This is a genomic window from Arthrobacter sp. U41 (assembly GCF_001750145.1).
Taxonomy (GTDB): Bacteria; Actinomycetota; Actinomycetes; order Actinomycetales; family Micrococcaceae; genus Arthrobacter.
In genome coordinates this window covers 4076417-4103352 of the sequence record NZ_CP015732.1, presented here as the reverse complement: position 1 = coordinate 4103352, position 26936 = coordinate 4076417, and the positions used below count along the sequence as shown (strand labels likewise).

Sequence of the window (26936 nt, the reverse complement as noted above, 5' to 3'; positions counted from 1 at the left end):
CCGCTCAGTACAGCTCGCCGACCGGGATCTCCACGGCCAGGCGGTTGGACGGGCCGGGGAGGGGGCAGGCCCACGCCTCGTTGTAGGCGCATGACGGGTTGTAGGCGAAGTTGAAATCAACGACGAACTCAGCCTCCGGGCCGGAACCCCGCACCCCGTGGAAGGCACCCTTGATGGTGTCCAGCAGGTAGCGCCCTGCGCCATAGCTGCCGCCGGGCTGCCCGGCAGTGGCGTCACGGAACGGCACGAAGATGCCACCGCCGTAGCCGTTGAGCTTCCACACGGCGAGCTGGCCCAGTTCCGGCAGATCGAAGGTGCCCAGCCGGACAAAACGGACCACACCGTCGGTCCCGGTTTCCACGTTCATTTCCCGTCCGGCGCCCTGCATGGTGAGCGGAATGTGGAAGCGGTGGATCGGGTCGTAGTCCGCCGTCTTGAGCCCGCTGAAGCTGGACTTCGCGGCCGCCGTGAGCGGCGAGGCGGGGTGCGTGCCGAACATCCGGTCCCGCTCCTGGCGCCAGTAGGAATGCGCCTCGGCCGGATCCTCCGCCGCGATTTTGCGCACATTGGCGTAGAGCGCGAAGGTTCGGATCCGCCAGTCCGCGATGTCGACGGCGGAGATCTCCGCCACGCTGTCCTGGTCCCCGAAATCCGTGGAGACAAAATCCTGATCCGCCATGTCCCCAGCGTATCCCGCTTTCCTTCCGGCGAACGGCGCCTTCGGCGGCGCGCCCGCCGTGCTGATGGCACCCGGTGACGCCGATCCCGCAGGACTTGCTGCAGCGCGGCGGCGGCTTCCAGGAAACACCGATCCGGGTACTCCGGGCGTCCCGAAGTCCCGCTACGCTGGCACCATGACTGGGACGGGTACATTCCGGCGGACGTTGGCCCGCGGCAGCCGGATCGCCGCTGCCCTGACGCTGACGGCGGCCGCGCTGTCCGGCTGCAGCAGCGAAAACAAGGGCACCCCGGCCTGGACCGCGGGCAGCAGCCCGGGCGCAGGCGGAAGCGTGCCCTCCCCGGAATCATCAGCGGCCGGCAGCACACCGGCCGCTTCGCCCGGCTCCACCGCCGCTGCCACGGGATCCACGAGCACCGGCCCGGCGGAACCGGGTTCGACCGCGGCCCCCTGGAAGGTCTTCACCGATCCGGCGAAGACTGTCAGCTTCGAGCTCCCGCAGGAGTGGATCGCCCAGTCGGTGGCCCCGGATCAGGGAACCCTGACAGGCGCCCTGAAGATCGAGGTCAAGGACGCCAAGGGCGGCTACCTCGCCACCCTGCAGACCGGGCTCAGCCCGCAGCCGGCCGCGGCCTGCGCCGACGAGACCGCGAAACCGTATGTCGTCGTCAGCAGCGTCCCGGTGGAGCTGCCGCATCGCGGCGGGGAAGGCACGATCGAGCCGCGTGTGGTGTTCCGGGTGATCCAGGGCTACAAGTACTTTGGCTCCTACGGCATCACCAACATCGTCGGCGGTCCAGCAGGGAAGTCCTGCGCGCTGCAAAGCCTGGTCCGCGGCCCTGAGGGCATGGGCGACTACTCCTTCGGCGACCTGGCGGAGCTGAAGGCGTTCGCCCCGGATCAGAAGGTTGCGCCGGCCAAGGCGTTCGACACCCTCGACCAGGCGGCCAAATACGTCAACGAAGGCTCGGAATTCGCCAACGTCCAGCGGATGCTAATGTCTCTGAAGATCAAAAACTAGTCCCGCACCGCCCGCCCACCCGCAGGGCCGGGAGCGGCCACTTCACCGCCGTTACCTCACACCCCGGAGATACATGGAACGCTCTGTTGCCACCCGCCTGTCCTTCAAAACCGTGGCCGACACCAAGGTCGCGCTGGCGGTGTCCCTGGCGCGCAACGCCGGCTACGGCGGCTTCATGGAGTCGTTGTCCGTGACCTCCGGCGGCACCGATGTCCCGCTGACTGAGCTCTCGGACCATCACGGCGGGCGCTTCCACTACATGGAATTTGCGGACCCCACGGAGGTCCTCGTGGAGTACACGGCAACCGTTACGGGGTTCGCGCTGCCGGAGGAAACCCGGCTGATGGAACTCATCCGCTACGTCAGGCCGAGCCGCTACGCCGAGTCCGACCGGCTCCTGCCCACCGCCTACGCGGAATTCGGCGGCCTGCAGGGCGCGGAGCTGCTGCACGCCGTACGCAATTGGGTCTTCAGCGAGCTGCGCTACATCAGCGGATCCTCACGGGGGACCGACGGCGCCGTCGAGACCCTGCTGCACCGCCGCGGGGTCTGCCGCGACTTCGCCCACCTGGCCATCTCCCTGCTGCGCGCGAGAAATGTCCCGGCCAGGCTGGCCGCCGTCTATGCCCCGGGATTGAGTCCCATGGACTTCCACGCGGTGGCCGAGGCCCACATCAACGGTGCCTGGCACGTCATCGACCCCACCGGCCTGGCACCGCGGGAGAGCATGCTGCGGATCACCGCCGGCCGGGATTCCTCGGACACCGCGTTCCTGTCGACGGTGGGCGGCAGCCTGTCCCTGACGCAGCTCCAGGTCACTGCCGTCGTGGACGGCGAGCTGCCGGATGAGGATCCGGCGAAGCTCGTCACGCTCCACTAAGCGTCAGCGGCCCCGGGGCCCTGCACCGCGGGTCAGCGTGCCGTCACTGAGGCCCGCAGCTTCTCCGTCAGGCGCAGCAGCTCCTGCTGCTCCGCCGCTGTCAGGGCCGGGCCCACCAGGTTGGCGATGTCGCGGACATGCTCCCGGCCGATCTGCTTCTGCAGCTCCCAGCCGGCCTCGGTGAGCTTGACCAGGACGCCGCGGCCGTCGTCGGGCGCCGGCATCCGCTCCACCAGGCCGCGCTTTTCGAGGCGTTCCACGAGCCGGCTCAGGCTGGACTGGCTCAGCAGCACGTGGTCGTTGAGCTCGTTCTGGCGGAGCCACCCCGACGGGCAGCGCGAGAGCGTGAACAGCACGTCGTACTCGTTCACGGCCAGGGTTTTGAACGCCGGGCCGGCCTGCAGCCGGCGCATGACCGCCACCTGGGCGCGGAACAGGGATTCCCAGGTTTCCGCGGCCAGGCGCACCGGCGACTGGGTGGTTTTGGCGGACATCACACGCTCTTCGTGCCGGCGGTGCGGGCGGTTTCGCCGGAGGACTGCCCGGCTGCGGCCAGGGACGCGGCGACACGTCCGGCGTGGGTGGGCGGTTCGGGGACATGGGCCGGGGTCTTCTCGGCATATTCCTTGCGCAGGACCGGCAGGACCTCCTCGCCGAACAGGTCCAGCTGTTCCAGCACGGTCTTCAGCGGCAGGCCCGCGTGGTCGATCAGGAACAGCTGCCGCTGGTAATCGCCGAAGTACTCACGGAAGCTCAGCGTCTTTTCGATGACTTCCTGCGGGCTGCCGACGGTCAGCGGGGTCTGCGAGGTGAAGTCCTCGAGCGACGGGCCGTGGCCGTAGACCGGGGCGTTGTCGAAGTAGGGCCGGAACTCCTTGACGGCGTCCTGGGAGTTCTTGCGCATGAAGAACTGTCCGCCGAGGCCCACGATTGCCTGGTCGGCCTGGCCGTGGCCGTAGTGCTCGTAGCGTTCGCGGTAGAGGCCGATCAGTTGCTGGTAGTGCTCCTTGGGCCAGAAGATGTTGTTGGCGAAGAATCCGTCGCCATAGTAGGCAGCGACTTCCGCGATCTGCGGCGTACGGATCGAACCGTGCCAGACGAAGGGGGCTACGCCGTCGAGCGGGCGCGGAGTGGAGGTGAAGTTCTGCAGCGGTGTGCGGTGCTTGCCGGACCAGTTGACGGTGTCCTCGTCCCAGAGGCGGCGCAGCAGGCTGTAGTTCTCGATCGCGAGTTCGATTCCGTCCTGGATGTTCTTGCCGAACCAGGGGTAGACGGGGGCGGTGTTGCCGCGGCCCAGGACCAGGTCCACGCGGCCGTCGGCCAGGTGCTGGAGCATGGCGAAGTCCTCGGCGATCTTCACCGGGTCATTGGTGGTGATCAGCGTCGTGGCGGTGGACAGGATGATGCGCTCTGTCTGCGCGGCAATGTAGGCCAGAGTCGTGGTGGGGGAGGAAGAGAAGAAAGGCCGGTTATGGTGCTCGCCAATGGCGTAGACATCCATGCCGATTTCCTCGACCTTTTTGGCGATCGCCACGGACGCCTTGATGCGTTCGTGCTCCGTGGGGGTACGACCCGTGGTGGGGTCGGTGGTGATGTCGCTGACGCTGAAGACGCCGATCTGCATGATATGCCCTTCCGTGGCCGGACTTTTCCGGGAGCTGCTTCTACTATAGCCGATTTAGATGCATTTGCATCTATTGAGCGGTATAACGTCCGCCACGTCCGAATATTCCCCACGGGTGTTCCTCCGGTAGGGGAGGGCCGGCACTTTCTCAGAAGAGGCCAGGGCGTTATCTTCATAGCCTGGAGGATGCCCACATGATGAAAAGGCTTGGAACCGCAGCGGCCGCCGCGATCTTGCTGACGATCAGCCTCGTCCTCCCGGGATGCACGGCTCCGCGGCTGGAGCCGGTGGGCGGGGTGGACGCACGGGCGGTCCTGGCGGAGTTCAAGGGCCGGGGCATGGTGGATCACCTGGAGGCGCTGCAGCGCATCGCTGATGACAATGATGGGAACCGGGCGTCGGGGACCTCCGGTTATGAGGAATCCGCCCGGTACGTTGAGGAGCAGTTGCGCGCGGCCGGGTACAACCCGGTCCGGCAGGCCTTTTCCTTCCGGGGCGAGGGCAAGAACCGGAAGCAGGTGGAGAGCTTCAACATCCTCGCCGATACCGGGGGCAGCGCCGAGAACACCGTGGTGGTGGGCGGGCACCTGGATTCGGTGCGCGAGGGGCCGGGGATCAATGACAACGCCAGCGGGGTCGCGGCCATGATTGAGATTGCCCGCTGGATGAAGGAGAACGGGATCACCCCGGCGAACCGGGTGCGGTTTGCGTTCTGGGGCGCTGAAGAGGACGGCCTGTACGGATCCCAGCACTATGTCGATGAGCTGAGCCGGGCCGAGAAGGCCCGGACCGCGGCGAACCTGAACGTGGACATGCTGGCCTCCCCGAACGGGGTGCGGTCCATCCACGACGGCGACGGGTCCGATTTCGAGCAGGCCGGCCCGGCGGGTTCGAAGCAGATCGAAGACGTGTTTTTCCGTTTCTTCGAGGAGAACTCGCTGCCGGCCGAAACCACGCCGTTTGACGGCGGGTCCGATTACGAGCCGTTCCTGCAGGCCGGCATCCCCGGCGGCGGACTGTTCAGCGGCGACGTGGAAACCAAGACCAGGGCCCAGGTGCAGTCCTACGGCGGCACGGCCGGCAAGGACCTCGATTCCTGCTACCACCGGGCCTGCGACACCATCAAGAACACCAACCCGGACCTGCTCAAGGAAATGTCCGCCGCCCTGGCCTACGCCACCGCCACGTACGCGCTGGCCCCGCGGGGCTAAACAGCCGCTTCTCGATAACCGCAGCAGCCCCTTCGGTGTGCCGTCCGGGGCGGCCCGCCGGCGGGCTGCTGCGGCGGAATGCTGACTACTTGAGTGAACACCCCTCCTGTGTGAGTACAGCTAAGTAGACCGGGTCGGATGGGCGGCGAGTTTTCGAGTACGGCCTACGGGTCCCGAAGCTACCGGGGTTACATAGCTTGGAGTTACCCGGTCACTTCCTGTTTGCGACTTTGCGCCGCAGCAATTCGCTCGCCGTGACCGTTTTCCGGATGTCTGAGCCGCTCCAAGGCTGGGGAAAGAACGAAGGAAAGCTAATGATGGATATCTTTGAAAATCTGGAGTCGGAAGTCCGCACTTACTGCCGCACCTGGGACACGGTCTTTGACCGCGCTGCAGGCAGTACTCTCTACAGCGAGGACGGCAGGGACTTTCTTGATTTCTTCTCCGGCGCCGGAGCGCTGAACTACGGACACAACAACCCGGAGCTGCTCCGACCGCTCGTGGAATATCTTCTCTCCGGTGCAATAGTTCATTCCCTCGATATGAAAACGGTGGCTAAACGACGCTTCCTGGAAACTTTCCATGAGCTGATCCTGAAGCCCCGGGACTTTGACTACAAAGTCATGTTTCCCGGTCCCACGGGTACAAACTCGGTGGAAGCGGCCTTGAAGCTGGCCCGAAAGGTCACCGGCCGGACACACATCATCAGCTTTACGAATGCGTTCCACGGAATGACGCTGGGCTCTTTGTCAGTGACAGGCAATTCAATGAAACGGGAGGGCGCCGGGGTTCCCCTCACGAACACCTCCAGCATGCCCTATGACGGATTCCTTGACGGCCAGCCAGCCGACTTCCTGTGGCTTCGCCATGCGCTGGAGGACAGCGGCTCAGGCGTCGACAAACCCGCCGCGGTCATCGTGGAAACCGTACAGGGCGAGGGCGGCCTCAGAGCCGCCCGGCCCTCCTGGCTGCGGGGCCTTGCAGAACTCTGCCACCAACACGGCATCCTGCTCATCGTTGACGATGTGCAGGCCGGATGCGGGCGCACGGGAACATTCTTCAGTTTTGAAGATGCCGGCATAACCCCCGATATTGTCTGCCTCTCCAAGTCCATTTCAGGGTTCGGACTGCCCCTGTCCCTCACACTCTTCAAACCGGAACTGGACATCTGGAAGCCGGGGGAGCACAACGGGACCTTCCGGGGACACAACCCGGCGTTCGTGACCGGAACTGCTGCCCTGGAGCTCTATTGGCAGGACCGGAGGTTTGAATCGAAAGTCGCGGGGCTCGCTTCGCAACTGCACGAGGGCCTCACCCAGATCGCAGCGGGTACTGAAGGTGCGCTCGTCCGGGGCCGGGGACTGCTAGCGGGCATTTACTACCCCGACCACCAGATGGCAGGGAAAATCGCGGCCGAGTCGTTCGCCCGGGGCCTGCTGGCGGAAACCTCGGGGCCGGAGGGCGAAGTCATCAAGACGATGCCGGCGCTGACGATAGACCCCGCACAGTTGCTGAAGGGACTCGACATCCTTGCAGACGCAGCCGAGTCGGTGACCGGCGGGAAGGTCACGGTGAAGTCCATTGCCTAGGGATAGGACATCCCCGGCTGGATGGTTAGGCCTTGGGTCGTGCTAGACGAAAGGGACCGGACGACTCCCCGGGGGAGCGTCATCGTGCAAAAGTTCGGGGGCTCATCCCTCGCGGATCCCTCCGGCATCCTCCGCGCGGCCCAGCGGATCGCCATGACCCGGGAGAACGGGTACCAGGTCGTGGCGGTTGTCTCCGCCATGGGCGACACCACCGATGAACTGTGCGATCTGGCCGCCGAAGTCTCACGCCGACCGCGTCCCAGCGACCTCGACGCCCTGCTGAGCACCGGCGAACTCGTGTCGTCGGCACTGCTGGCCATCGCCTTGGCAGATCTTGGCCAGACGCCCGTCACCTTCACCGGCAGCATGGCGGGCCTCATCACCGACAGCGTCCACGGCAAAGCCCAGATCACTGACGTCCGGCCCGACCGCATCCGCACCGCCCTGGCCCGTGGAGAAACTCCGATTGTTGCGGGCTTTCAGGGAAGAACCAGGAAGGGCAAGAGGGTAACCACCCTCGGCCGGGGTGGCTCAGACCTCACCGCAGTTGCGCTGGCCGCGGCACTCGGCGCCAGCATCTGCGAGATTTTCACGGATGTGGACGGTGTCTACACCGCGGACCCGCGAATTGTCCCGAAGGCCCGCAAAATCGGCGTCCTCTCAAGCGAGGTCATGCTGGAGTTCGCGGCCTCCGGGTGCAAGGTGCTGCACCTGAGGTGTGTTGAATACGCCCGCCGATTCGGCATTCCGATCCATGTCCGGTCCTCATTCGTGCCCGCGCCGGGAACGCTGATCCTGCCTGGACTTGACCGCCACCCGTTCCGGAAACCGGTGAGGGAACAACCTGTCGTGACCGGCGTGGGTGGCGTGAACTCGGCGGCGAAGGTCATCGTTGTCGGAGTTCCCGACGAACCCGACAGCATGGCGCGTCTGTTCCAGGTGCTTTCGCGTTCAGGGGTGAACGTCCAGACAATCGTCCAAAGCGCGGCAGGCACAGGCTCCACGCGTTCCGACGTTGCCCTGATCATCCCGGCACCGGAGGCGTCTCCCGCCCTCGCGGTGCTGGGTGCTGCCCAAGCGACCATAGGTTTCCAGGCACTGCAGCACCGCGGTGAAGTCGGCAGGGTCTCAGTCACCGGCGTGGGCATGCGGTCCTCGCCGGACGTCGTCTGCACCTTCCTGTGGACCCTGTCGGAAGCCGGTATCGAAGTCGATTTGGTCGAAATATCGGAGACCTATGTCGCGGCCATCACCCGCGCCGGGCGGATCGATGATGCCGAGCGCGCCGTCCGGCTGGCGTTCGGCATGGCCCCGGCGGCGGGGGAGACGGCACAGTCAGGCTCACCGACGGCCCACGGCCGGGACCCGGGCGGCGACATCCGCTGGGGCCACGGCCTCCGGGGTTTGGCGCCGAGCCCTGCCTCGCGGGGCGGCTCGCTGCACTCCCGGATCATCTCGTGAATGACACCGCCGCCCGTTCGGAGCCGTCGATGACATCAGCAACCGTCCGCCACACGTCACTTCATGCGAAGGAAGCAATCCATGAGTAAAAAGGTGAAGGTCCATAGTGGCATCACCGCCCCCGCTGAGTTGCGCGGCAAGATCTCGACCGACGGCGGGGCAACGGAGGGAACGATCCTGACGTCGGCCGCCCCGGACCAGGCCGCCCGCTGGCAGCAGGGCGAACGGCTGGAACAGCTATTCGAGGACCGCTGTGACAGGTTGCGAAACGATGGACGTGGTGCCCAGATTGCGGTCGACGCCGGTGACGTTATTTTGAGCTATCAGGAGCTGGATGGACGGGCGAATCAACTGGCCCGCCACCTCCTGGCCTGCGGGGCCCGGCCCGGGGACCGCATCGCGCTGCTGTTCGATCAGCCGTGGCGTGCCTACGTGGCGATGCTGGCGACGCTTAAAATCCACGCCGCCTATGTGCCCCTGGATCCGGGGTTCCCCCCGGACCGACTCAAATACATCGTTGAAGACGCCGATGTGGCCATGGTTCTGTCCCTGTCACATCTGAAGGACCTGCTGCCTGAAGTCGCCGCCCAGACGGTGTGCCTTGACCATGCGCAGCCGCACGTCGACGCGGAAGACCCCGACCGAATGAACGGTGCGGAGCTGGGCGGGGCAACCGATGAACTGGCCTACATTATTTACACCTCGGGTACCACCGGCCGGCCGAAGGGCGTGGCCGTGGAGCAGGCCAGTATCTGCAATTTTGTCCGTGTCGCGTCCGAACATTATGGCATCGGGTCAGCGGACCGGGTTTACCAGGGGATGACGATCGCCTTTGATTTCTCGGTGGAGGAAATCTGGGTCTCCTGGCTGGCAGGGGCCACCTTGGTGCCCAAGCCGAGCGGACCCAGCCTGCTGGGTGCCGAGCTTGCTGAGTACCTGCAGGAAAAGAGCATCACAGCCCTTTGCTGCGTACCGACACTCCTGGCGACCCTTGACGAAGACCTGCCAGGCCTGCGGTTCCTGCTGGTCTCCGGGGAGGCGTGCCCCCGGGATCTGGTCACCCGCTGGCACCGCCCCGGCCGTCGCTTCCTGAACGTCTACGGGCCCACCGAGGCGACCGTCACGGCCACGTGGGCCGTCCTTGACCCCGACAGCCCGGTGTCGCTGGGAGTGCCGCTGCCCACCTACTCGGCTGTCATTCTGGACCCTGATGATTCCCGGGCCTTGCCATCCGGGGAATCGGGGGAAATCGGACTCGCCGGCGTGGGCCTGGCCCGGGGTTATGTCAACCGACCGGATCTGACTGAGCGGGCGTTCATTCCGGATTTCCTCGGGATCGGAAACAATCCCTCCGGCCGGATTTACCGCACGGGGGACCTGGGGCGGATCAATGCGGCGGGGGAGATCGAGTACTTCGGGCGGATCGACACACAAGTCAAAATACGCGGGTACCGTATCGAACTGACCGAAATTGAGTCGTTCCTGCTGCAGCTTCCGGGGATCGCGCAGGCAGTGGTTCAGACCTTTGAGCCGGAGCGCGGATCGGTCGAACTGGCCGCCTACTACACCCTCCGCAAGGACGTAGTGAGCATCGATGCCCGTGAAATCCGCCAGATGCTCCGCACCCGGCTTCCAGGATATATGGTTCCGGGCTATTTCGAACAGCTTGAGTCCATGCCCATGATGGCCAGCGGAAAAGTGGACCGGAAGCGTTTACCCCAGCCGACGCACAGGCTGAGCCTGGCGGGCAACGGGTCCTACACCGCCCCGGCCACGGAGTCCGAGAAGGCCCTGGCGGAGCAGTTGGGTGCCGTGCTGGGACTGGAGAAAGTGTCCACGGACGCGCATTTCTTCAACGACCTGGGCGCCGACTCGTTGCTGATGGCCCATTTCTGCGCCCGTGTCAGAAAAGAAACCGGGCTGCCGTCAGCGGCCATGCAGGACGTCTACAAGCACCCAACGGTGCGGCAGCTTGCCGAGTGTCTCGAAGCCAGGGGCATTGAAGCTGAACTGGTACCGGCGGGGCCGTCGGCTGACCTGGTGCCCCCGCCATCACTGCCCCGTGCCAGCTCCTTCCAGTACTTTCTCTGCGGGACCATCCAGTTGCTGGTCTTCCTGGGCTACACGATGTATGCCGCCTGGCTGCTGGTTTTCGGCTTCTTATGGGCGTCCGGGGGAACCTCGCCCATTGACATGTGGCTGCGGTCCGTGGGCTTCGGCGCCGCCACCTTCGTGGTGCTTTCCCTGACCCCGGTCCTCGCGAAATGGGTCCTGGTGGGGCGGTGGAAGCCGGGGCTGATTCAAATATGGAGCCTGGACTACGTCCGGTTCTGGGCAGTCAAGACCCTGACGCGGGCTAACCCGCTCGTGCTGTTTGCGGGCTCACCGCTCTACGTGGTGTACCTGCGGATGCTGGGGGCAAAAATCGGAAAGGGTGTGGTGATCTTCTCCCGGACAGTGCCGGTGTGCACGGACCTGCTCACCATCGGCGAGAACACCGTCATCCATAAGAACTCCTTCTTCCTCTGCTACCGGGCGCGCCCGGGTGTCCTCGAGAAGGGTCCGGTGACGTTCGGCCGGAACGTTCTTGTCTCGGAGAAGACCACTTTCGACATCGGCACGTCGATGGGGGATGACAGCCAGTTGGGACATGCCTCGGCCCTGCAGACAAACCAGGCCGTCCCCGACGGAGAAAGCTGGCATGGTTCCCCCGCTGAACGCACGAGTACCCAATTCCGGCGGGTTCCCGAAGCGAACTGCAGCACGCGCAGGCGCGTCATCTTCAGCCTGCTCCAGTTGTTCAACCGCCTTGTCCTGGTCGTCCCGGTCTTCGTCCTGGGGCTGGCCTCGTTCCTGCCGTCCTACCTGGAGACCGGACATCTGCAGTTAGGTGCCCTTGAGTTCTTTGTCGATACAGCGCTCGTGACTCTGGTGCTGTTCATCGCCGGGCTGATCGGCGGCCTCATCTTTGTCCTTAGCGTCCCGCGCCTGCTGAACCTTTTCCTCACCCCGGACAAGGTCTACCCGCTGTACGGGGTGCACTATTCGCTCCAGCGGATGATGGCGGGGATCTCCAACGCCGGCGTGTACAAGAACCTCTTCGGCGACAGCTCCTACATCGTGCACTACCTGCAGGCCCTGGGCTATGACCTGGGCAAGGTGGTGCAGACCGGATCGAACTTCGGTCCGGCCGTGGCCCACGAGTCGCCGTTCCTGAGCACCGTCGGATCGGGAACCATGGCCTCAGACGGTCTGAACATGATGAACGCAGACTTCTCGAGCACCTCGTTCCGCCTCTCACGGGTCAGCGTGGCCGGCCGCAACTTCCTGGGCAACGACATCACCTTCCCGATTGGCGCCCGGGTCGGGGAGAACTGCCTCCTGGGCACCAAGGTGATGGTCCCGATCGACGGGCCCGTCCGGTCGGACGTGGGCCTGCTGGGCTCACCCCCCTTCGAAATTCCCCGCTCCGTGCAGCGCGACGCGCAGTTCAGCGAGGACAAGCTGGAGGAGGCGAAAAACAGGCTCCTCCCGGCGAAGAACCGGTACAACATCCGGAGCATGGCGCTGTTCCTGACCATCCGCTGGTTCATGATCTATACGGCCACGCTCAGCGGCGCTGTTGCCGTTTCGGCGCACGGCTACATCGGGGTGCTGGCGATTTCCGGCACAATGCTCGGCTTTATGCTGTTCAGCACCTTTTTCTCCATCCTGGTGGAGCGTTCCGTGATGGGTTTCCGCAGCCTGAAGCCCGAATACTGTTCCATCTACGACCACTACTTCTGGAAGCACGAACGGCTCTGGAAGCTGTTGACCGGAGCGCCCTTCGGAGGGACCCCGTTCAAGTCCGGGTTCATGAGATTACTGGGCGTCAAAGTCGGCAAACGGCTCTACGATGCAGGCTGCGGCATACCGGAGAAAACACTCGTGAGCATCGGTGATGACTGTGCGCTCAATGAAGGAACCGTGATCCAGGGCCATTCCCTGGAGGACGGAACCTTCAAATCCGGCCGTATTGTTCTCGGGAACCGCTGCACCGTAGGCGTGGAAGCCTTCGTCCACTACGGGGTGACGATGGGAGACGGCTCGACCCTTGAGGCCGACGCGTTTCTGATGAAGGGCGAAGACGTCCCGGAAAACACCACCTACGTCGGCAACCCGGCCCGCGAAGTGAGCCATCCGCAGCGTGACCGGCGCCCGGCACCTCTCCCCAGCGGGCCCCGCCACCGGGCGCTGCCGGCAACCGCCGGAAGGTCCCTGACACCGGCCAGGGCGGCCCACGGTGCCCACTCTCCTCGCCGCCACAAGGCCGTCCGGATCTGAGGGGTGCCGCGGGATCAGCGGCTGCTAGTGCGAGCCCGAGGGGACCCGTGCGTCGTCGGGAACGTCATCCGGGAAGTCGTCGGGGACGGCCCCGGGCGCGGCCCGGCGGCCACGGGAAGGGGCGGAAATCGGACCGGCACCGGCCTCAACACCGCCAGCCAAGGCGGCCTTCGCCAGGGCCTTCGGCTCGCGCCGTCCCTCCACGAGGCGGTACAGGACCGGAACCAGGACCAGGGTGAGGGCGGTGGAGGAGATCAGGCCGCCGATCACCACGATGGCGAGCGGCTGCGAGATGAAGCCGCCGCCGCCGGTCAGGCCCAGGGCCATCGGCGTCAGCGCGAACACGGTGGCCAGCGCCGTCATCAGGATCGGCCGGAGCCGCTGGCGGGCGCCGTGGGTGATCGCGTCGGCCACGGTCATCCCCGGTTCGCCGTTCCGCGGCTGGCGGTACTGGTTGATGAGGTCGATCAGCACAATGGCGTTCGTCACCACGATGCCCACCAGCATCAGCATGCCGATCAGTGAGGGCAGGCCCAGCGGCACGCCGGTGACCAGCAGCAGCCCGATGGCACCGGTGGCCGCGAACGGCACCGAGACCAGCAGGATCAGCGGCTGGATGAGCGACTTGAACGCGGCCACCATGATCACATACACGATCGCGATGGCAGCCAGGAGAGCCAGGCCGAGCTGGGCGAAGGACTCGGCCTGCTGCGTCGTGGCGCCGCCGATCTCCGCCGTGACGCCCGCCGGCAGCTGGACGGTCTTGAGCCGGGCCTGAACTTCGGTGCTGACCGCGCCGAGGTTGGCGCCCGACGGCGTAACGGACACGCGCGCGGTCCGCTGGCCGTTGCTGGCGGTGATCGAGACGGGAACGTCGACCTGCTCGACGGAGGCGACGCTGGCCAGCGGCACGGGACCTGCCGACGTCGGCAGGGGGGTCTGCCGGACGGCGTCGATGCTGGTGAAGCGGGTGCCTTCGCCGATGCGGACCGGGTAGTCGTTGGTGTCGATCCGCACGGTTCCGGCCGGGATGGGGCTGATGGTTGAGGCAAGCACGCCGGCCACCTGCTCCTCGCTCAGACCTGCGGCGACGGCTTTGGCCCGGTCCACCTTGACCTGTACCACCGGCTGGCTGGCGGCGAGGTTGGTCGCCACCTCGGAGGAACCGGGCACGCCCTCCATGGCCGCCACCATGGTGTCGCTCGCGGTCCGGAGATCGGCGGTGGTGGCAGCTTTGAGTGTGATGTCCACCGTCGAGGACGTGCCGAAGCCGCCCTGCTGCGAGCCCACGGTGAGCTTGCCGGAATCAGGGATCCCGGCAAGCGCGCTGCGGACGGTCTCCTTGAGTTTGCCCTGGTTCGCCTTTTCCACCGTCACGACAGTGAAGCTGGAGTTCGAGGCCCCGGCCGAGAGCAGCGCGGAGAAGCCGGTCTGGGCGTTGCCGGTGGTGACCTGGACGTCCTTGACGCCGTCGATCTCGCGCAGGACGTCCTCGACCCTGATGGCCGAGGCGTTGGCCTCGGCCAGGCTGGTGCCGGCCGGGAGCGCCTGCCGGACGGTCATGCTGTTTTCGCCGGAGTTGCCCAGCAGGTCGGTGGCCAGCAGCGGGGTCATGGCGGCGGTGCCGCCCAGGACCAGCGCGGCCGCGATCAGGGTCACCACCGGGTGCTTTTGGGTCTTGGTCAGGACCGGGAGGTAGCCGCGCTGCAGGACGGTGCGCTGCTCCGCCTCGTGGGCCTTCGCCGCGATCTCCCGGGCTGTGGCTTCCCGGGCTGTGCCCGCCTTGTCGGCGGGGTTTCGCAGGAACCAGTACGCCAGCACGGGCACGATGGTCAGGGAGACCAGCAGCGAGGACAGCAGGGCGATGGTGACGGTCAGCGCGAACGGCCGGAACAGCTCGCCGGCCAGGCCGGCCACGAAGGCGATCGGCAGGAAGACGGCCACGGTGGTGAGGGTCGAGGCCGTGATGGCGCCGGCGACCTCCCGGATGGACGTCTGGATCGCGGTGATCTTCGCCTCCCCGTAGCTCAGGTGGCGCTTGATGTTCTCGATCACCACAATCGAGTCGTCCACCACGCGGCCGATCGCGATGGTGAGCGCGCCAAGGGTGAGGATGTTCAGCGAGTAGCCGGTGGCTGAAAGCCCGATGAACGTGATGAGCAGCGACAAGGGGATGGAGACGGCCGTGACCAGGGTGGCGCGGACGGACATCAGGAAAACCAGGATCACCGCGACGGCGAAGCCCAGGCCCAGCAGGCCCTCTGTGGTGAGGTCCTTGATGGACTTCTCGATGAACGGTGCCTGGTCGAAGATCGGTGTGAAGCTGGCACTGGAGCCGAGCTCGGCCTCAAGCTGGGGGATGGAGTCCTTCACCGCGTTGGAGATGCCCACGGTGTCACCTTCGGGCTTCTTGGTGACGGACAGGGCCAGGGTTTCCTCCCCGTTGGTCCGGGTGATCGAGGTGCGGGCGTCCTCGGTGATGCTGACGTCCGCCACGCTGCCGATGGTCGCAGCGTTTTTGGCGCCGCCCAGCGGCAGCGCCTTGATGGCATCGAGTGAATCAACGGGGCTGCCGATCTGCAGCGACAGCGTCTTGCCTTGCTCCTCGAGGGTGCCGGCCGGAACGAGCGCCCCGTTGTTCTTCAGGGCCTCGCTGATGGACTGGATGCTCGCGCCGGAGGCCGCCATGGCCTCGGGGCGGGGGAGGATCTTGATGTGCTGGGTGGCTCCGCCGGTCACCTCGGCGCCGCGGACGCCGTCGAGCTTCTGCAGCCGCGGGACCGTGAGCCGGGCAAGGTCGGCGTTCAGTTCGCTGAGCGGCTTGTCCGAGGAGACAGCAAGGAACACGATCGGGAAATCGCTGATGCTTCCGGCGATCGCCTGGGGCTGGACATCGTCCGGCAGCGACCTTTTGGCGTTGGAGATGGCGCGGTCGATCTGGTTCCGGGCGCGGTCCAGGTTCGAACCGTAGGTGAACACCATGCTGATCTGTGAGACGCCGTTGCGTGAGGTGGACGACGTCGACTCCAGCCCTTCCACGCCCTTGAGCGCCGTCTCCAGCGGGCTGCTGATCTGTTTGTCCACGACTTCGGGGGAGGCGCCCGGCATCGACGTGAGGACCGTAATCTGCGGGAACTCAATGGACGGGATGAGCTCCTGCTTGAGTGAGGACATCGTGATCACGCCGAAGACCGACGCGAAGACGGTCACCAGCGCGATCAGGGCCCGGTTGGCCAGTGAGAGCTTTGCGAGCCGGAACATCTCATGATCTCCTGATGGGTCGACGGAAGTACTTGAAAGGGATCAAACCGACCGCAACCCGGAGCAGTGCGTCAGTTGCGCGCGGCGTTGACCGGTTCCAGCTGCAGTGCCTTGGCCGTGTCGGTCTCGAGCCGGGCGGCGAGGTCCGGGTTCTCGTTGAGTTTGACGCCATAGCCGGGCATCATCTCCTGGAACCTGGGCTGCCAGCCCTTGAACTGCTTGGGGAAGGACTTCTGCAGCAGCTCGATCATGATCGGCACGGCCGTGGACGCGCCCGGGGACGCGCCCAGCAGGGCGCCGATGGATCCGTCGCGGCCGGCGATGACCTCGGTGCCGAACTGCAGCACTCCGCCCTTCTTCGGATCCTTCTTGATGATCTGTACACGCTGGCCGGCGGTGATGAGTTCCCAGTCGCCGTCTGTCGCCGCGGGGTAGTACTCGCGCAGGGCCTCGACCTTGGCGCCGTGGCGCTTGGCGACTTCCTTGACCAGGTAGGCGGTCAGGTCCATGTTGTCCTTGGCAACGGCCAGCATCGGGATGATGTTCGAGGGCCGGATGGAACGCGGCAGGTCCAAGTACGAGCCGTTCTTCAGGAAGTTTGTGGAGAAGCCGGCGTACGGGCCGAACAGCAGGGATCGCTTGCCGTTGACGAACCGGGTGTCCAGGTGCGGGACGGACATGGGCGGGGCGCCGACGGACGCCTGGCCGTAGACCTTGGCGCTGTGCTGGGCAGCGATCTTCTCGTCGGTGCAGCGGAAGAACTGGCCGGAGACCGGGAATCCGCCGTAGCCCTTGCTTTCCGGAATGCCGGAGGCCTGCAACAGGTGCAGGGCCCCGCCGCCGGCGCCCACGAAGACGAACTTCGCGTGGATCGAGCCGTGCTCGCCGGACTCGGGGTGCTTGAGCGAAAGGTCCCAGCCGCCGTCGGACGCGCGCTTGATGCCGGAGACATCGTGGCCGTAGTTGACCTCCACGCCGTTGTTCCCGAGGTAGGTGGTCAGTTCCCGGGTCAGCGCACCGAAGTCGACGTCGGTGCCTTCCGCGGCGCGCGTGGCGGCGATGTGCTGCTTCGGGTCGCGGCCCTTGACGATCAGGGGGGCCCACTTGGCGATCTGGGCGTGGTCCTCGGAATACTCCATCGAGCGGAACAGCGGGTTCGGCTTGAGCGCCTCATAGCGGGTGCGCAGAAACCTGGAGTTGTCCTCGCCGATCACGAAGCTCATGTGCGGGACGGTGTTGATGAAACCCTTGGGGGATCCGATCATGCCGTTCGTGACGAGGTGGGACCAGAACTGGCGGGACAGCTGGAACTGCTCGTTGATGAGGATTGCTTTGGCGGGGTCCACGGAGCCGTCTTTGGCAGCGGGAGAGTAATTAAGCTCACACAGTGCGGCATGGCCGGTGCCGGCGTTGTTCCAGGGGCCGGAGCTTTCCAGACCCGGCTCCTCGAGCTTCTCGAACAGTGAAATGGTCCAGTTCGGCTCGAGCTGCTTGAGGAAAGCGCCCAGCGTGGCGCTCATGATGCCTCCGCCAATCAGGACGACGTCGGCATGTTGGGTCTTGGAAATGAAAGTCACATCAGTCTCCGATAGCAGCGGGTCTGGCTGTCACAGAATATCCCCGCACCGGCCTCATACTGAAATTGGGTCCGCCCGTCAAGGCTTTAGCTCGACCTTCGTGAAAACTTCATTCAGGACCGGCGACGCCGGGTACGTCAGTACGCGGTCCGACAGGGCCAGCGCCGAGATCGGGTAGGCGATCGGCACGGCCGGGACCGAAGCGGCGATCTGTGCGTTGATGGTCTGGTACTGCTCAGTCCGCTCCTTGCCCTCGGGCAGGCCGCGCGCCCGGGCGATTTTGGAGAAGACCTGCGGGTCCTGGTAACCGAATTCGCCGGTGTTTTCGCCGAAGAGCGGGCCCACAAAGTTGTCCGGGTCGGAGTAGGAGCCGTTCCAGCCCAGCAAATGCAGTGCGTGGTCGCCGGGGGAGGTGACTTTCTGGAGGTAGCCCTCGGACCACTCGACCGGCACCGGCTTGATGTTCAGTCCGACCGCGGTGAGCTGCTTGCTGATTTCCGCGTAAACCTTTTCCGGTGTGGGCAGGTACGGCCGGGTGACGTTCAGCGGATAGTAGAACTTCAGCTCCTCGCCCTGGTAGCCGGCCTCGATGAGCAGCTCTTTCGCCTTCGCCGGGTTGTGGCCCAGGGCCGGGGCGTTGTTGTTGAAGCCGCTGAGCTTGGGCGGGACGAACTGCGTGGCCTGCGCGGTGTTGTCAATGAAGAAACGGCGGATCAGGGTGTCCTTGTCCAGCGCCATTTCGACGGCCTGGCGGACCTTGAGGTTCTGCAGGATGGGCACTTCCTGGTTCATCCCCAGATACATGACGGAGAAGGGATCCCGCTGGATGATCTGCTGGCCGCGCTTCACGAGCTGGTCGAAGTTGCCGACGGTAACGGCGTCGTAGGCGTCGATCTTGCCGTCGAGCAGGGCCTGCATCCGGGTCTGGGTGTGATCGTAGGTGACGAAGTTGATGGTGCCGATCTGGCCTTTGTCCCCCCAATAGTCCTTGTTGCTCGCGAGCGTGATGCTGCCCGGGTCCCAGGAGCTGAAGGTGAACGGGCCGGTACCCACCGGGTGCAGCCCGTAGGCGGAGACGGGCTGGCCGTCGCGGCTCTGGTTCAGCTGGTCGGCGTTTTGGGACGTAAGGGCCCGGGGCGAGGACATGGCGAAGGCGGGCAGGGTGAGCGCCTGCAGGAACCCGGTGAAGGGCTGGGTGAGCTCGATCCTGACGTTGTCCGGAGCCAGGGCGGTGCAGCCCTTGTAGATGGAGAGCGACGCCTGATCGGCGTGGGCCTTGAAAACGCCCTTGAAGGTGGTCCCGGGGGCCTGCTGACGCAGCGTGTCGGGGAAGTTGAACCAGCGGTCGAAGTTGCTGCAGACGGCGGCGGCGTCGAAGGCCGTCCCGTCGTGGAAGGTCACCTTCTCGCGGAGCTGGAAGGTGTAGTCGCGGCCTTCGTCGCCCGTGGTCCATTCGGTGGCCAGCAGCGGCGTGGGCTCCCCGGTGGTCTGGTCGACACCGACGAGCCCTTCCAGGACCTGACGGGTGATCCGGTAGGACTCAATGTCGGAGACGACGGCGGGATCCAGACCGAGCGGCTGCGAGGCGGTGCCGAAGGTGAAAACGGCGTCCGGGGCGGCATCGGTGGAACTGGCCGAGGCAGTCGCGGACCCGGGCACTGGTGCGGGGGTGCCGGTGCAGGCGGCGAGCGGCAGCAGCAGGAGCACGGCACCGAAACCCGCTGCAACGCGGCGCACTGCACGGGCCCGCATTCTGCTGGGGCTCGCGGTACCGCTGGACACTGTACTTCTGGGCACTCGGGAATCACCTCGGGGGACTCGGGATGGACCGCCGGCTGCGGAACAGGCCCATTCTAGTGGACCGGCCCGGACGGCCGCTGTGAGTCAGCCGGGTCTCAGCCGGCGGCCCACACAAACGAAGGCCCGCACCAGGGGTGCGGGCCTTCGTTTCTCCCGGTTGGTCCAGTGAGTCAGGCTGGAACCGCAGCAGGAGCGTTCAGTGCTGCCTACTTGGGCATGAGGACCGAGTCGATCATGTAGACGGTGGCGTTTGCCGTCTTCACACCGCCGCAGATGACGCCGGCGTCGTCCACCTTGAGGGCATCCTTGGTGCCGGTCACCGTGACGGAACCGCCCTGGACCGTGGCGTGTGTGCCCACGATCTCATCGGGGCTCAGCTGGCCGGGGACAACGTGGTAGGTCAGGATCTTGCTGAGCAGGGCATCGTCCGTCTTCAGCGTTTCAATCGTGGCGGCGTCAATCTTCGCGAAAGCGTCATCGACCGGAGCGAAGACGGTGAACTCGCTGCCGTTCAGGGTGTCCACCAGATCAACCTTCGGGTTGAGCTTGCCGGAAACAGCGGCAGTCAGGGTGGTGAGGATCGGGTTGTTGGACGCCGCAACTGCTACCGGGTCGAGGGCCATTCCCGAGACGGAGCCGGCGCCGCTGGGAACCTGGGCGGCGTAGGCCGCGCAGCCGGAACCGACGAGGTTCGCGGCCGGATCCATGGCTGCTGCCGAGCTGGTGGACGGCGACGGTGCCATGCTCGATTCCATCGGCGTTGACGCCGGAGCCGAGGAGCTCGGTGCGGTGGTGGTGGAACCGCCGCAGGCAGTGAGGCTGAGCATGGCCGCAGCGGCGATACCTGCAACGGAAAGAGTCGTGCGCTTGATGGTCTGCATTTCGGTTTCTCCTTTGTTGTGCCGATCATTGCCAGCGTCGACTATTGCCGCTCTGGCCCTTTTCCGACTTGTCGGGCACCGACCCTTGGTTGGTGTCTCAATGGGTATTCGCGGGGTCGGGGGAAACGGATGGGTACAGGATGGGAATTCTTTTCTGCGGCTGGTTTTGCCCGGAACTTCAGGTGCCCGGGCGTCGGCATTGGACAGCTTCAGCGGTTAAGCAAAGAGAGCCCCGGTCCGAAGACCGGGGCTCTCTTAAGGTGCGCAAGGGGGGATTTGAACCCCCACGCCCGAAGGCACAGGAACCTAAATCCTGCGTGTCTGCCAATTTCACCACTCGCGCGCGGCGCCGTTCCTCAACGTTTCAATGGACCGTCGAGGGCGGATGACAGGCTCCATTGTACATTTCCCGGCACACAGTCCGGCGGCGTACGTTTCACCGTGCATCGAAGGGCTGCGGCCGGGCGCCAGCGCCGGCTGGGGTCTACGCGTCGACCGTGAGGTCCCGGCGGAGTTTAGCGACATGCCCGGTGGCCCGAACGTTGTACTGCGCGAGGACAACCTTCCCTTCGGGGTCAACGACGACCGTGGACCGGATGAGCCCTTCGTATGTTTTGCCGTAGTTCTTCTTCTCCCCCCAGGCGCCGTACGCCCCGGCGACGGTGTGGTCCGGGTCGGACAGCAAGGGAAAGGTCAGGCCTTCCGCGGCGGCGAACTTGGCGAGTTTTTCCACGGGGTCGGGGGAAATGCCAACCACGTCGTAACCGGCCTGCTGCAGGGACGCCAGCGAATCCCGGAAGTCGCAGGCCTGCTTCGAGCACCCGGGGGTGGAGGCCGCCGGGTAGAAGTAGACGATGGTGTTCCGGCCGTGGAAGTCCCCAAGGGAGGCCTCTACGCCGTCGGAATTCTTGAGGGCGAAAGCTGGGGCCAGATCGCCGGGGTTGAGTCGTTCAGCCACGTTATGCTCCTTCTCGGGCGGGCTCGGATGCAGATATCCCAAGCCTACTGAGCGTTGATGCGAGCAACGAATCCTTCGCTCGCTATACTCGTTGGTATGCCTGATATGGATCGCTGGCCCACTGGGCGCCTATTGTCCACGGCAGCACGCCTCGTTGAACACTCCTGGAACGAGAAACTCGGGGCCATCGGACTGACCCACGCCGGGGTCATCGCCATGGAAGTGCTCTCCGTCAACGGACCAATGACTCAGGCACAACTTGCCCAATTGGTGCGCGTACAGGCGCAGACCATGGGAAAGACTCTCAGCCGGCTGGAAGCACACGGTCATATCTCCCGGCAGCGAAGTGCCTCCGACCGCCGCAGCCACGTCGTGTCACTGACGGACCGGGGCCGTGAGGCCGTGGCTGAAGCCGCGGACATGGAACGTTCGGTGCTTGCCGCCGCCTCGATCGACCCGGACGTGCTCCGGCAGGAGCTCCAGGCGGTCGTCCGCGAACTCGCGACCAGGATTTCCACGCCGGAGGTCAAGGCAATCGTCACCACTGCGGAACCGGGCCTGCCCGTCGAGGCGAACTAGGGGCTCTCTTCCCCATTACCCGGCCGTTCGACGTCGGATGCCCCACCCCAGGCCGGAGTAAGTCCCGGCTGGTCCCGAAGCCCGCAGCACGCCCCCGGCCCTGGAAGGTGCCGTGAGGCCCTTCCCGGATCCGCTCCGGCAGTGCAAGGATGAGCCTGTCCGCGCCCGCCCGGCTGATGCGGCGGAGAAGCGGACCAGACGAGAGGGCTGACTCATGGGTGGTTCCAGTAACGGCGGCTTCAGGATCGTCGTCGGCGTGGACGGGTCGGACCCGTCGCGGGCGGCCATGGACTGGGCCGTGGACGAGGCAAGACTCCGAAATGGGCAGGTCCTGGCCCTCTCTGCCTGGCACTATCCGTATGTTGGCGATGCCATGGGGCAGGTCTGGGTGTATCAGGGCATCGAGGAGGACGCACGGGCGGTCCTCGAGGAGGAGCTTAACCGGGTGGGGGACCGCGGCGTGGCAGTCACGGGGAGCCTGGTGCAGGGCAACGCGGCGTCGGCTTTGGTGGACGCCTCACAACATGCAGATCTCGTCATCGTGGGCTCGCACGGACGCGGTGGCTTTGCCGGCATGATCCTCGGATCGGTCTCCACCCAGACCGTCCACCACGCCCATTGCCCGGTGCTGGTAGTTCGCGGCGCAACGACGGATGCCGGAGGCCCGGGGAGCTGATCGCCGGCGGCTTCCGCCCCGTGTCCCTCACCGGACCCGGCGTCTGTTGCGCATAGGCTCAAATGATGGACGCGAAGCTGACAGGAGAGCTGGAAGGGCAGACCTCGATCAACGAGCTGCTTGACGAGCCCGTCGGCGCTGCTCCGGTCCAGCTGGCCCTGCCCATCCACTTCCAGTTGGCAGCGGCAGTCCGGCGCAAATCCTGAATCACGGACCCGTGCGGATGCTGTTTTTTCGATCACCGCCGCGCCCTATACGTTTTTCTTCCAAGCTTTTAATCTAGTTTTAGGGCGGACCTCTAACGCGCCCGCTCCAGAGACATTGAAGCAAATCCAGGGCTCGCGATGCACCCCCAGGGGATCTCCGGCCATGCCGGGATGCCGCCAGCCCGGAGAGGAGAAGCGATGGAAACGCGTGTGAAACCAGGGGCACCCTGGGGGAGGATCGGCGCGGTTGCGCTTCCCCTCGGGGTCATCCTGTTGGTGGCCGCGACGGCCGTGCACCCGTCCAGGGAAGACGTCATGAACCATACGGCGGTCTTTGGGGAGTATGCGCAGAGCGACGGCTGGATTGCCATCCACTTCACGCAATGGGCCGCCGCACTGGTGTTCTTCGGCGGCCTCGTTGCACTGTACTTTGCCATGACCGCCAAGCAGGAAGGTCCAACTGCGCTGGCCCGCTTCGGCCTTGCCGCGGTGGTGCTCACTGCGGCGGGCATCACCATGCTCCAGGCGGTGGACGGTGTTGCGCTCAAATGGGCGGTTGACTCCTGGGCGAATGCTCCCGCCGATCAGGAGTCTTCAGCGTTCTCGGCCGCAATGGGGCTGAGATGGACTGAATACGCGCTGCAGAGTTACTCCAATATCCTGCTCGGGCTCACGCTTATTTTCTTTGGCCTGGCTATCGCCTATGGCAACGTATATTCCCGCTGGCCGGGATGGCTGGCTGCGGGCTCGGGAGCCGCCTGGATTGTCCATGGGCTGATGGTGTCCTATGTTGGCCTGTTCGACTCGGCTCCCCGGTTGGTGGCTCTGCTGCTGATGGCCGTCTGGGCGTTCGTGATGGCTGTTCAAATGTGGCCCGGCGGCCGCCGCGGGCGTACTGCCCGCACTGCTGCCCCCGCGGGCCCGGTGACCGAATAGTCCGGCCTGTGCCCGGAGAAGTGAACAAAGCCTGCCCTACACGGAGGGCGGCCATGGATCGTCGCCGTTCTTCCGTCGGGACCGGCGCACCGTCCCTAACACGATGAGCGTCACTGCCACCACGACGATGGCCACTATCACCAGCATTGCCAGAGACACCATGACATGCCACCCTTCAAGTCTCACCGGTTCCCCACTCCCGTTCGGATGCTTGAGCCGACTCTACGCCCGGGACGGCAAATATCTGAAGCAGTGCGGGGCTGACAAGCCCGGAGGTCCTGCGGCCCTATTCCACGCGTATGCCAATAAATAGCATTGCGTCATGGAACAACTACAAGACACGGGCGCTGAGGAACCGGCGTTGTCTGCCACCACGGTATTTGCCAGTCTCGCGGAGCTGCGGGACGCCCCCGGCTATGGCCCAAAGGCAATCGCCGACCGGCTCATAAAATCTCTGGGCACCGACGCCGCGGCACCCCTGCTGGGCGTCAGCGAGGACCTTCTGGACCGCTGGGCATCCGGCCAGGAGGCGCCGGACGCGAAGGGCCGACTCGAGCTTGCGGACCTGGATGCACTGGTGGGCCATCTCCACAGCGCTTTCACCCCGGCCCAGGCCATGCTCTGGATGTGCAGCCCCAGTGTGCACCTGGGCGCCCGGCCGATCGATGTTTACCGCACCCAGGGATCGGCGCCGGTGATCGGAGCCATCCGCGCCCATGCCCAGGACGCTTTCGGCTGATTGGATCCTTGGATTCCCCCGGGCTTGATCCGGGCAAAGCAAAACCCCGCCTTCCTGGCTTTGGCCAGTAAAGACGGGGTTTTTTCTTTGGTGCACCCCCCGGGACTCGAACCCGGAACCCATTGATTAAGAGTCAATTGCTCTGCCAGTTGAGCTAGAGGTGCATCTGTTGTTTTTGTTCACCGCCGGCTTTTTGTTCCCGCGTTGTTCTCCGCAACGACATGAAACTCTACACGAGTTTGGGCGGACTGTGAAATCGGGCCGTGCCTCTGTCCCGGGTCTACTCCGGCAGCTCCAAAACCAGCACAAAATCAGGGTTTTTGTTGTTGCTGAGGGCCCACAGGCGGCCGTCCGGAGCCAAAGAGACGTTCCTGATCCTCCCGTACGTCCGTGTGAAATAGCCCACAGAATCACCGGCGAATTCGCCGTTCAGGGGAACCGCCCACAGCCGCTGGCCACGAAGGGCACCCAGGTAGGCCGTGTCGGCGACGATCTCCAGCCCGCTGGGGGAGGAATCCGCCGTCGATGGCCACACCAGCTTCGCGTCGAGGAAGCCGGAACGCCGCGGGGCACCCGTTACTTCCGGCCAGCCGTAGTTGCCGCCCGGCACAATCAGGTTGAGCTCGTCGTTGACGTCGGGCCCGAATTCGCTCGCCCACAGCCGGCCGGCGCTGTCCCAGGCGAGGCCCTGGACGTTGCGGTGGCCCAGGCTGTACACCGGGTTGTCATCGAAGGGATTGCCCGGCGCGGGGCGTCCCTCCGGCGTGATGCGCAGGATCTTGCCGCCGAGGGCATTCGGGTCCTGGGGCTGCCCCCGGCGCTGCGCATCACCGGTGCCCACGTAAAGGTGGCCGTCCGGTCCGAACCGGATCCGTCCGCCGTTATGCGTGGACGCCTTGGGGATGCCGGTGAAGATGACCTCTGAGGGTCCGAGTTCCAGCGTCCCGTCACGCTCCTGGAGGCGCAGCCGCGCGATCCGGTTGTCACTCGCGGAGGTGTAATAGGCGTAAAGGAAACGGTCCGTCGCGAACTCCGGTGACAATGCCAGCCCCAGGAGCCCTCCTTCGCCGCCGGGTACGACGTCGGGTACTTTCCCCAGCGTGCCGGCCCGGCCGCTGCGGGGGCCGGGCGCGATGGTGCGGAGCCGGGCGCTGTCGCGTTCGGAAATGACCGCGGTGCCGTCGGGCAGGAAGACCGTTGACCAGGGCAGCTGCAGTGCGGCGTCGATCTTTTCGGCAACCGTGGGCTGGCCCACGGCCTGGCGGCCCGCGGAGGGGCCGGAACCCGCCGGGCTTGGGGCCGCGGTGCCGCCGCCGGCCGGGGGAGCGGTGGCGGCCGGTGCCGCGGTGCCGCCCGCGTCGCCCGGGGTGCAGCCGCTCAGCACGATCGCGGCTGCCACCGAAAGGCCCACCCACTGCCCCGCCCGTGTCCTCATCATCAGCGCTCCGGGTCCTGTGCCGCAGTTCTCAGTGCCAGAACTGCGGGCTACTGCCGGGTCCGGCGCGGCGGCCGGAAGCCCGCGGCCTCGGCATGGGCCGCCGACAGGAACCAGACCTCGGCCCGGGTTTCCTCAAAGGCGGGGCTGGTTTCGTCGTGATACACCATCGAGGAGGCGACGCCCTTGACCGAGAAGCCCTCGGGTCCACTGCCGTCAGGGGCCGGAGCCGCCGATCCCTCGCCATACGGCTGGTCCACGGCGAGATGCCCTGCGGGTTCTGCCAGGTGGCCGGCGGCCGTTTCGGAGGCAGCCGAGGACATCGCCGTCTCCCGGGTCTCGGCCCCAGGAACAGGGGACTCGGCCGTCACCTGCGACGGCGGCGGGGCCGGCACCTCAGTCCGGCGTTCTTCAGCCTTCGCGGCGAAGCCAGCCTCAGCCTCGGCCTCTGCCGCAGCTGATTCGGCGCCGGGGAGGGTCGGGGCGTGGGGTTCGGTGTATTCAGGGTGGTGCACGGGGTATTCAGGGTGGTGCACGGGGGCGGCAGGCGTTTCCGCGGCCCCGGCCGCGGGGACTTCCACCACGTGGGCGCCATGGGCACCGCTGTGGCCCGGTTCCTGGTGGACGGCGGCGTGTGGTTCAGCCTGCGGAGTCTCGGACCACTGGGTTTCCCATTCCGGGCTCTCCACGGCCTTGGCCGATTCAGCGGCCGGCGCGGGCGAAGCCACCGGACCGGCCTCGGGCTCAGGTTCGGCCGCGGGTTCGGCCCGGCCGAAACCTGCCGCCGCGGGCATCTGGGCAAGGCCGGCCGCCGACGCTGAAGCGGCAGACCCGCCGCCGGAAAGGGCGCCGCGGTGGGTGGGTTCGTGGTCGGCGGCGTCCGCATGGGCCGGGGTGGAACCGTGGGTGGCGGTCGTCCCGGTGCCCGCGGCGCCGGAGCGGTCCCGTGAGCTGTTGCGGTTCAGCAGCCACCAGACGACGGCAACAATCGCCACGATGACGACGAGCCAGATGATCCAATCCATAGCAGAGCCTTTCGGTCCATAAGGCAAGGTTGCCGTTGTTTGACGGTACGTCCGCCCGAAGGGGGCTGTCCAGCC

22 protein-coding genes and 2 tRNA genes are annotated in these 26936 nt (G+C 65.8%); 11 read left to right on the top strand and 13 right to left on the bottom strand.

Annotated elements, in window-relative coordinates; genetic code table 11:
• Positions 1–4: 4 nt before the first annotated feature.
• A complete protein-coding gene (locus ASPU41_RS18705) occupies positions 5–679 on the bottom strand; it encodes a DUF1684 domain-containing protein (protein ID WP_069952185.1) in 675 nt (224 codons plus the stop codon).
• On the opposite strand from ASPU41_RS18705, the gene ASPU41_RS18700 reads away from it, so the two are divergent.
• Positions 678–1700 carry a hypothetical protein gene (locus ASPU41_RS18700; protein ID WP_331712763.1) on the top strand — a complete coding sequence of 341 codons (1023 nt, stop codon included), beginning with the start codon at positions 678–680 and terminating at the stop codon, positions 1698–1700. The two genes, ASPU41_RS18705 and ASPU41_RS18700, sit on opposite strands and share 2 nt — an antisense overlap.
• Before the next feature lie 73 nt (positions 1701–1773).
• Positions 1774–2580, top strand: coding sequence for a transglutaminase-like domain-containing protein (locus ASPU41_RS18695; protein ID WP_069952184.1), 807 nt, complete (start codon positions 1774–1776; stop codon positions 2578–2580).
• 32 nt (positions 2581–2612) lie between these two features.
• Here the strand turns inward: ASPU41_RS18695 and ASPU41_RS18690 are convergent, their stop codons facing one another.
• Both ASPU41_RS18690 and ASPU41_RS18685 read right to left on the bottom strand, forming a co-directional pair.
• Positions 2613–3074: a MarR family winged helix-turn-helix transcriptional regulator gene (locus ASPU41_RS18690; RefSeq protein ID WP_069952183.1), complete on the bottom strand. Its 462-nt coding sequence runs from the start codon at positions 3072–3074 to the stop codon at positions 2613–2615.
• Positions 3074–4204 (bottom strand): LLM class flavin-dependent oxidoreductase, encoded by a 1131-nt coding sequence (locus tag ASPU41_RS18685; RefSeq protein WP_069952182.1) that lies wholly within the window; start codon positions 4202–4204, stop codon positions 3074–3076. Before ASPU41_RS18685 ends, ASPU41_RS18690 begins: the two co-directional genes overlap by 1 nt.
• A gap of 194 nt (positions 4205–4398) precedes the next feature.
• On the opposite strand from ASPU41_RS18685, the gene ASPU41_RS18680 reads away from it, so the two are divergent.
• The 4 genes from ASPU41_RS18680 (at position 4399) to ASPU41_RS18665 (ending at position 12788) form a co-directional block, all read left to right on the top strand.
• Positions 4399–5415: a M20/M25/M40 family metallo-hydrolase gene (locus tag ASPU41_RS18680; protein ID WP_083266616.1), complete on the top strand. Its 1017-nt coding sequence runs from the start codon at positions 4399–4401 to the stop codon at positions 5413–5415.
• A 317-nt stretch (positions 5416–5732) separates the two neighbouring features.
• The gene (gene ectB, locus ASPU41_RS18675; protein WP_069952807.1) at positions 5733–7004 is read left to right on the top strand and encodes a diaminobutyrate--2-oxoglutarate transaminase; all 1272 of its coding nucleotides are present in this window, start codon (positions 5733–5735) and stop codon (positions 7002–7004) included.
• An 84-nt stretch (positions 7005–7088) separates the two neighbouring features.
• Positions 7089–8465: an aspartate kinase gene (locus ASPU41_RS18670; RefSeq protein WP_231941113.1), complete on the top strand. Its 1377-nt coding sequence runs from the start codon at positions 7089–7091 to the stop codon at positions 8463–8465.
• Positions 8466–8546: 81 nt separating this feature from the next.
• Complete coding sequence (locus ASPU41_RS18665; RefSeq protein WP_069952181.1) at positions 8547–12788, top strand: Pls/PosA family non-ribosomal peptide synthetase; 4242 nt, start codon at positions 8547–8549, stop codon at positions 12786–12788.
• A 24-nt stretch (positions 12789–12812) separates the two neighbouring features.
• On the opposite strand, the gene ASPU41_RS18660 is transcribed toward ASPU41_RS18665, so the two are convergent.
• The 6 genes from ASPU41_RS18660 to bcp form a co-directional block, all read right to left on the bottom strand.
• Positions 12813–16049, bottom strand: coding sequence for an efflux RND transporter permease subunit (locus ASPU41_RS18660; protein WP_069952180.1), 3237 nt, complete (start codon positions 16047–16049; stop codon positions 12813–12815).
• Between the two features lie 71 nt (positions 16050–16120).
• Entirely contained in the window at positions 16121–17626 is a 1506-nt protein-coding gene (locus ASPU41_RS18655) for a malate:quinone oxidoreductase (RefSeq protein ID WP_069952179.1), read from the bottom strand.
• 78 nt (positions 17627–17704) lie between these two features.
• Positions 17705–19378 carry an ABC transporter substrate-binding protein gene (locus tag ASPU41_RS18650; protein WP_083266614.1) on the bottom strand — a complete coding sequence of 558 codons (1674 nt, stop codon included), beginning with the start codon at positions 19376–19378 and terminating at the stop codon, positions 17705–17707.
• Between the two features lie 254 nt (positions 19379–19632).
• Positions 19633–20307 (bottom strand): fasciclin domain-containing protein, encoded by a 675-nt coding sequence (locus tag ASPU41_RS18645; protein ID WP_069952178.1) that lies wholly within the window; start codon positions 20305–20307, stop codon positions 19633–19635.
• A gap of 261 nt (positions 20308–20568) precedes the next feature.
• Positions 20569–20650 (bottom strand) — tRNA-Leu (locus ASPU41_RS18640).
• 141 nt (positions 20651–20791) lie between these two features.
• A complete protein-coding gene (bcp, locus tag ASPU41_RS18635) occupies positions 20792–21265 on the bottom strand; it encodes a thioredoxin-dependent thiol peroxidase (RefSeq protein WP_069952177.1) in 474 nt (157 codons plus the stop codon).
• A gap of 105 nt (positions 21266–21370) precedes the next feature.
• Between bcp and ASPU41_RS18630 the strand changes: the two genes are divergently transcribed.
• The 4 genes from ASPU41_RS18630 (at position 21371) to ASPU41_RS18620 (ending at position 23662) form a co-directional block, all read left to right on the top strand.
• Positions 21371–21844 carry a MarR family winged helix-turn-helix transcriptional regulator gene (locus ASPU41_RS18630; protein ID WP_069952176.1) on the top strand — a complete coding sequence of 158 codons (474 nt, stop codon included), beginning with the start codon at positions 21371–21373 and terminating at the stop codon, positions 21842–21844.
• A gap of 214 nt (positions 21845–22058) precedes the next feature.
• Entirely contained in the window at positions 22059–22520 is a 462-nt protein-coding gene (locus ASPU41_RS18625; RefSeq protein WP_069952175.1) for a universal stress protein, read from the top strand.
• Between the two features lie 62 nt (positions 22521–22582).
• Complete coding sequence (locus tag ASPU41_RS22830; protein WP_157357062.1) at positions 22583–22726, top strand: hypothetical protein; 144 nt, start codon at positions 22583–22585, stop codon at positions 22724–22726.
• A 198-nt stretch (positions 22727–22924) separates the two neighbouring features.
• Positions 22925–23662 (top strand): hypothetical protein, encoded by a 738-nt coding sequence (locus tag ASPU41_RS18620; protein ID WP_069952174.1) that lies wholly within the window; start codon positions 22925–22927, stop codon positions 23660–23662.
• A 36-nt stretch (positions 23663–23698) separates the two neighbouring features.
• On the opposite strand, the gene ASPU41_RS23800 is transcribed toward ASPU41_RS18620, so the two are convergent.
• On the bottom strand, positions 23699–23824 hold the full coding sequence (locus ASPU41_RS23800) for a hypothetical protein (protein ID WP_269450060.1): 126 nt from the start codon (positions 23822–23824) through the stop codon (positions 23699–23701).
• Positions 23825–23984: 160 nt separating this feature from the next.
• Here ASPU41_RS23800 and ASPU41_RS18615 point away from each other — a divergent pair, with 160 nt between their 5' ends.
• On the top strand, positions 23985–24401 hold the full coding sequence (locus tag ASPU41_RS18615; RefSeq protein WP_157357061.1) for a hypothetical protein: 417 nt from the start codon (positions 23985–23987) through the stop codon (positions 24399–24401).
• Positions 24402–24489: 88 nt separating this feature from the next.
• Here the strand turns inward: ASPU41_RS18615 and ASPU41_RS18610 are convergent.
• From ASPU41_RS18610 to ASPU41_RS18600, 3 genes are all read right to left on the bottom strand, one after another.
• Positions 24490–24565, bottom strand: a tRNA-Lys gene (locus ASPU41_RS18610).
• 116 nt (positions 24566–24681) lie between these two features.
• Positions 24682–25839: a PQQ-dependent sugar dehydrogenase gene (locus ASPU41_RS18605; protein WP_069952172.1), complete on the bottom strand. Its 1158-nt coding sequence runs from the start codon at positions 25837–25839 to the stop codon at positions 24682–24684.
• 47 nt (positions 25840–25886) lie between these two features.
• On the bottom strand, positions 25887–26861 hold the full coding sequence (locus ASPU41_RS18600) for a sunset domain-containing protein (RefSeq protein WP_069952171.1): 975 nt from the start codon (positions 26859–26861) through the stop codon (positions 25887–25889).
• Positions 26862–26936: the final 75 nt, after the last annotated feature.

What these genes read in the sequence shown, in the direction of transcription:
- ASPU41_RS18700 (WP_331712763.1), top strand. Translation starts at nt 678, where the DNA reads ATGTCCCCAGCGTATCCCGCTTTCCTTCCGGCGAACGGCGCCTTCGGC.
- ASPU41_RS18705 (WP_069952185.1), bottom strand. Translation starts at nt 679, where the DNA reads ATGGCGGATCAGGATTTTGTCTCCACGGATTTCGGGGACCAGGACAGC.
- ASPU41_RS18695 (WP_069952184.1), top strand. Translation starts at nt 1,774, where the DNA reads ATGGAACGCTCTGTTGCCACCCGCCTGTCCTTCAAAACCGTGGCCGAC.
- ASPU41_RS18690 (WP_069952183.1), bottom strand. Translation starts at nt 3,074, where the DNA reads ATGTCCGCCAAAACCACCCAGTCGCCGGTGCGCCTGGCCGCGGAAACC.
- ASPU41_RS18685 (WP_069952182.1), bottom strand. Translation starts at nt 4,204, where the DNA reads ATGCAGATCGGCGTCTTCAGCGTCAGCGACATCACCACCGACCCCACC.
- ASPU41_RS18680 (WP_083266616.1), top strand. Translation starts at nt 4,399, where the DNA reads ATGATGAAAAGGCTTGGAACCGCAGCGGCCGCCGCGATCTTGCTGACG.
- ectB (WP_069952807.1), top strand. Translation starts at nt 5,733, where the DNA reads ATGGATATCTTTGAAAATCTGGAGTCGGAAGTCCGCACTTACTGCCGC.
- ASPU41_RS18665 (WP_069952181.1), top strand. Translation starts at nt 8,547, where the DNA reads ATGAGTAAAAAGGTGAAGGTCCATAGTGGCATCACCGCCCCCGCTGAG.
- ASPU41_RS18660 (WP_069952180.1), bottom strand. Translation starts at nt 16,049, where the DNA reads ATGTTCCGGCTCGCAAAGCTCTCACTGGCCAACCGGGCCCTGATCGCG.
- ASPU41_RS18650 (WP_083266614.1), bottom strand. Translation starts at nt 19,378, where the DNA reads ATGCGGGCCCGTGCAGTGCGCCGCGTTGCAGCGGGTTTCGGTGCCGTG.
- ASPU41_RS18645 (WP_069952178.1), bottom strand. Translation starts at nt 20,307, where the DNA reads ATGCAGACCATCAAGCGCACGACTCTTTCCGTTGCAGGTATCGCCGCT.
- ASPU41_RS18630 (WP_069952176.1), top strand. Translation starts at nt 21,371, where the DNA reads ATGGATCGCTGGCCCACTGGGCGCCTATTGTCCACGGCAGCACGCCTC.
- ASPU41_RS18625 (WP_069952175.1), top strand. Translation starts at nt 22,059, where the DNA reads ATGGGTGGTTCCAGTAACGGCGGCTTCAGGATCGTCGTCGGCGTGGAC.
- ASPU41_RS22830 (WP_157357062.1), top strand. Translation starts at nt 22,583, where the DNA reads ATGATGGACGCGAAGCTGACAGGAGAGCTGGAAGGGCAGACCTCGATC.
- ASPU41_RS18620 (WP_069952174.1), top strand. Translation starts at nt 22,925, where the DNA reads ATGGAAACGCGTGTGAAACCAGGGGCACCCTGGGGGAGGATCGGCGCG.
- ASPU41_RS23800 (WP_269450060.1), bottom strand. Translation starts at nt 23,824, where the DNA reads ATGGTGTCTCTGGCAATGCTGGTGATAGTGGCCATCGTCGTGGTGGCA.
- ASPU41_RS18615 (WP_157357061.1), top strand. Translation starts at nt 23,985, where the DNA reads ATGGAACAACTACAAGACACGGGCGCTGAGGAACCGGCGTTGTCTGCC.
- ASPU41_RS18605 (WP_069952172.1), bottom strand. Translation starts at nt 25,839, where the DNA reads ATGATGAGGACACGGGCGGGGCAGTGGGTGGGCCTTTCGGTGGCAGCC.
- ASPU41_RS18600 (WP_069952171.1), bottom strand. Translation starts at nt 26,861, where the DNA reads ATGGATTGGATCATCTGGCTCGTCGTCATCGTGGCGATTGTTGCCGTC.